We start from the raw sequence: 2,553 nt of genomic DNA, 5'->3' as shown, positions 1-2,553 counted from the left end.
CCCCAATAGCACCGTACAGCATCCCGTCATCAAACTCACCTCCCATCAACTCGGAGACGGCACCACCGGCCAAGGCGCCCACCCCGACTATGGTCAAGAGTTCCACAAGAAAATGCCCGCTCGGGTCAACGTACGCCAGCGGGTTGTTCAGGCAGTAGCTGTACCGGTTCAGGCTCTGGGGATCGCCGGGGCGGGGGACGATGCTGTCGGCGCTCAGGAAGCGGCCGGTCATGGGGTCGTAGAGGCGGGCGTTGTAGTTGTAGAGGCCGGACTCGCTGTCCCGCTCCTGGTCGGTGTAGGTGTAGCTGCTCACCGAGATGGCCGAGGCATAGGCCGAGCCGCTGTTGGCAACGTCACGCTCGACGCCGAAGGGCATGTAGCTGCCCTTCTCCACCAGGGCGCCGGTGGCGCTGGTCACCACCGCGGTGCTGGCCAAGGGATCCTTGTGGAAATACTGCACTGTGCCGTTCTTGATCATCGCCACCCGGCGGCCGGCGGCGAAGATGTACTTCACCTCCACCCCGCCCTGGACCTCGAAATGCTCGCCGATGTAGTAGGTGACGCCGCCAGGCCCCGACTTCGTGGCCCGGCTGCTGCTGCCGTCGTAGGTGTAGCTGCTGGTGCCCAGGGAGGAATGGACCAGCCGGGTGGGCATGTTGTTGGCGTCGCAGGTGACCGTTCGGGTGCCGGTCAGGTTGGCATTGGTCACATCCGGGCCGAAGGTCATGTTGCCGTTGGCATCGTAGGCGAAAGTCGGGCTGACGCCGGAAATGGCGCTCACCGCCTGAACGCCTTGGCCACGGACGAGCTGCGGCCGGATATCGGCGCCCTCTGGGAGAACTGGGTGATCGCCGAGGTGGCGAAGCAGAACCTGCTGCTGGGCTCCCCTTGCGACCTGTACTTCTGGCGCTCCCGCACCCAGGCCGAGGCGGATCTGGTGGTGAGGAGCGAGGAGGGACTGCGCGCCTTTGACATCAAGTGGCGGCCGCGCCGGGCCTCCGGCAAGGCGTTCTGTGCCGCTTACGGCGTGGACGTGGAGGTGCTGGGCCCGGACGACCCCTTCGTCGCGGGTCCCCTGCCCCCACGGCCTCCGGCCTGAGCACCTGTCCCCCAAGCACCAGCCGGTGACAACCAACAAGCCGTCGATCTCGTGTCCCGCCTGGAGATCCTCGGTGAGAAGACGGACGCCGCCGGCACGCCGAGCCGCAGCAATGATGCGACCATCCCAGAAGAAGACCTGCTGCCGCTGGTGCACGGCGATGGCCGCCTCGACCGGATCGGCGTCAATCGCCACCACCGGCACGGTCCGGAAGAGGGCGTGACCTGTCTTGCCTCATCGGCGGCAGGGTGTTGATCCGGCTTTGTCCCCACCACAAAGAGCTCGCGGCACCTGGGCGGGCGGGCTGCCGTTTCCCGAAGGATGGCCGTTCTGAAACAGATGGCCTGGCCGGCCGTGCCGCCGGTTGCCGGCCACCGCATGGCCGGTCATGAGGCTCCGCAGCACCGAGGCCAGGGGTACGGGGCCGGTGCGCACCAGGTGGTGGAGGTGGTTGAGAAGCAAGGCCCAGGCCGGAACGGTCCACCGTCCCCGTTCGGTCGGCACCGCCAGCCGGCGCAGGAAGTCGCCGTCATCCGCCGGCCCCAGGGTACCTGGGGAGCCCAGGCGCATCTGCCGAGGCATGGCCACTCCGTGCCATCCATGGTTGGGTAAGCAAAACACCCTCTGCACCAACGTACCCATGAATACAGAAAAACTTTTGTTGAACAAAAACATGACTGCCCCCATCGCTAAAATCCATAGGCACCTCTAATCCAATCATCTGATGGATTGAAAGCTCCTGAGACAGTTAATGATCGCCCCAGTCAAAGCCCCCCCCGCAATCGATTATAAGAAATAGAGTCTCAGATCACGATCTGGCACAAAGTCTTCTTTGCGCGTGTGGAAGACCTTGTCTGAAACACGTTCCAGTGGACTATCCCAACAAAATGACAGCATATCCCCGGGATTCTTCATCTCCACAAAGAGGTCGAAGGTCTTGATCGGTCCATCCCATGAATTAGCTGTCTTGAGAATGTAGTCGATCCATTCCACTCTGAAACTTGAATACCCACCCCTCCCGTTCTCTTGCCGCTCTGCCATCATCGCATCAACCATATCCTTCCTGATACACCCATCACTGCATTGCTCAAGCAACTCCTGCACGCCATTAATCACCATGAACCCCTTCACTGGCTTATACTCATGATGGACGTGTGACTGGCCAGGCGGGAATAGTTGAGTCCAATAGTAAGTTACCCTGACGATCCACTCCGCGTAATAGCAGCAGATAGCGCCTTCCGTCTCCGCCTGATAAGAACGACTGAAGGCGCCGATTTTGACCAGTTCATCCATGATGGCTCGACCAAGGTATCCGACCTTATCCGGTTCTGGATACACATCAGGTGGCACCCCTGAACGGAGCAGGGTATCCGTGATGTCTTTTTCACCGAGAAAGGCGCGAACGTCCTTCTTGAAAGGAAGAACAGATTCATTCGCAATTACAGAGAAATCCG

General features: G+C 61.1%; 4 protein-coding genes. 2 read left to right on the top strand and 2 right to left on the bottom strand.

The window, feature by feature from the left end; translation table 11 throughout:
• The coding region (locus AB1634_19340) for an RHS repeat-associated core domain-containing protein (protein MEW6221667.1) at positions 1-781 on the bottom strand (781 nt) is incomplete at its 3' end.
• Positions 782-793: 12 nt separating this feature from the next.
• Here AB1634_19340 and AB1634_19335 point away from each other — a divergent pair.
• Positions 794-1,099, top strand: coding sequence for a DUF4143 domain-containing protein (locus AB1634_19335; GenBank protein ID MEW6221666.1), 306 nt, complete (start codon positions 794-796; stop codon positions 1,097-1,099).
• 51 nt (positions 1,100-1,150) lie between these two features.
• Positions 1,151-1,354 (top strand): hypothetical protein, encoded by a 204-nt coding sequence (locus AB1634_19330; GenBank protein MEW6221665.1) that lies wholly within the window; start codon positions 1,151-1,153, stop codon positions 1,352-1,354.
• Positions 1,355-1,885: 531 nt separating this feature from the next.
• On the opposite strand, the gene AB1634_19325 is transcribed toward AB1634_19330, so the two are convergent.
• On the bottom strand, positions 1,886-2,553 hold a 668-nt coding region (locus AB1634_19325), incomplete at its 5' end, for a DUF4424 family protein (protein MEW6221664.1).

The sequence above is a fragment of the Thermodesulfobacteriota bacterium genome (assembly GCA_040755095.1).
In the GTDB taxonomy this organism is placed as follows: Bacteria; Desulfobacterota; Desulfobulbia; order Desulfobulbales; family JBFMBH01; genus JBFMBH01.
The sequence above is the reverse complement of the archived record's forward strand: the minus strand, read 5'-3'. Positions and strand labels throughout refer to the sequence as shown.